2 protein-coding genes and 1 pseudogene are annotated in these 1142 nt (G+C 42.2%); all 3 read left to right on the top strand.

The window, feature by feature from the left end:
* Positions 1-406, top strand: a pseudogene (locus tag L2748_RS24010) (conjugal transfer protein TrbE); the annotation flags it as partial.
* A gap of 25 nt (positions 407-431) precedes the next feature.
* Entirely contained in the window at positions 432-680 is a 249-nt protein-coding gene (locus tag L2748_RS24005; protein WP_220783634.1) for a hypothetical protein, read from the top strand.
* A 35-nt stretch (positions 681-715) separates the two neighbouring features.
* Positions 716-919 (top strand): hypothetical protein, encoded by a 204-nt coding sequence (locus tag L2748_RS24000; protein WP_220783635.1) that lies wholly within the window; start codon positions 716-718, stop codon positions 917-919.
* Positions 920-1142 lie beyond the last annotated feature (223 nt).

The following is a 1142-nucleotide window of genomic DNA, read 5'->3' as shown; positions in this document are numbered from 1 at the left end:
TGTAGTTGCTCTTTTCACTCAAAGCTTGGGCGAAGTAGCCAACTCTGAAATATTTGAGTTACTCATGACCGCTTGCCCAACTAAAATCTTCCTACCTAACTATGCCGCTGGCGACGAACTCGTGAGACCTCTGTATAAAAAGTTTGGCCTTAATGACCGTCAAATCGACATTATCAAGGACGCGATACCAAAACGGGAATACTACATCGCGCAACCAGAAGGTAATCGCCTGTTCAATTTGAATCTCGGTGAACTCGCTTTAGCCTTTGTGGCCAAGAGCAGCAAACTGGATGTTCAAGCAGTGAGAGACCATGTAAGCCAATATGGTGATGAATGGTATGCGCACTGGTTAGTGACTTGTAAAGTCATCGATGAGCAAACAAGGCGATCGTCATTAGCCGGCTAAAACAGAGTATTTAAAGATGCCTAAAGTGGAAATAGATAGCGAATTATTAGCTCGACTTGCTGAATTAGCTGCGTCATCAGTTAATGATACAGCTGGTCACGACGTAATAAAAAAAGAAACCGGAGCTTGCGATAATGAGATCCAAGCGACCGCCTATATACTCCTAAAATTAAGCCGTGGAGACATAAACGGTATACCAGAGAATATTGTTGAATTTAATGAGCTTACAACAGCAATAAGAAAAAGAGATTTTAACAACCGCTTTTTCAGATGATAGAGTAGTTACTCAACACAAAAAAGGAGCACTGCATGAAAGTAACCGTAAGCGCATTAACGAACTTATCTGAGAATGAACAGCAATGGCTACGCCACTTTAGGCGCTCAAAGTCGATGAACACCTTAGATATTCAATGTGAAGGCGCCGAACGTAAACACGCAGGCAATTCCAAAGAGCTGAATGATATCAACACGGCATGGTGCGCAAGGGAACAAGAGTTACTGTCCTGGCATTAACCCCTGCGCCATTGTTAATGCTCAAACAAAACCCTGCCATCGTGCAGGGTTTTGTATTTCTGATAGCGCACATTCAGAACAACGTTGTAACTCCCTAACTAAAAAGACCTTCCTATGACAACTTCAAGATTCAAACTGGCACTCATATGTAGTGCCTTTTTTTTACCTATTTTCCAACAAGCTCAAGCTATTCCAGTTGTTTGTGTGAATTGTTCGAGTGAGT

Origin of the sequence: Shewanella sairae, from assembly GCF_023283535.1 — a bacterium.
GTDB classification, from domain to species: Bacteria; Pseudomonadota; Gammaproteobacteria; order Enterobacterales; family Shewanellaceae; genus Shewanella; species Shewanella sairae.
Note: the sequence above shows the minus strand (reverse complement) of the source record. Positions and strands in the feature narration are given on the sequence as shown.

Bases quoted from the DNA above. Each gene is read 5' to 3' on its own strand.
- L2748_RS24000 (WP_220783635.1), top strand. From the start codon at position 716: ATGAAAGTAACCGTAAGCGCATTAACGAACTTATCTGAGAATGAACAG.